The sequence below is a fragment of the Polaromonas sp. P1_G2 genome (assembly GCF_056405515.1).
This window is the reverse complement of sequence record NZ_JBFUBY010001628.1, coordinates 1-375: the sequence shown is the minus strand read 5'-3', so window position 1 is coordinate 375 and position 375 is coordinate 1. Positions and strand designations below refer to the sequence as shown.

Annotated in this window: 1 pseudogene; it reads left to right on the top strand. The window is 63.7% G+C overall.

From position 1 onward, the window contains the following. Positions 1–375: pseudogene (locus tag AC1D0P_RS31850) on the top strand (EamA family transporter); the annotation flags it as partial.

The following is a 375-nucleotide window of genomic DNA, read 5'->3' as shown; positions in this document are numbered from 1 at the left end:
CATCGAGCAAGCCGGCATTCCCGGTTTCATCTTCATCGGTAATTTCCTACTCTTCCGGATCAGCGCCAAGCCGGCTCAGATCCTCGGCTTCACCCTCACTTTGCTCGGCGTCGGACTGACCGCCACCAATGGCTCGCTGACTTCGATCGGCGGCCTGTCGCTCGGTCTGGGCGACGGATTGATGCTGGTCGCCGTGCTCCTCTACGCCGGCTACAGTGTCGCGTTGCGCTGGAGGCCGAGCGTGCATTGGAAGACGCTGATGGCCTTTTCCGCCATCGGCGCCGCACTCGCCTGCCTGCCATTGCTGGCGAGCGAAATCCTCGCCGGCCATTTCATCGCCCCCGACGCCATCGGCTGGGCCGCGGTGCTCTATAC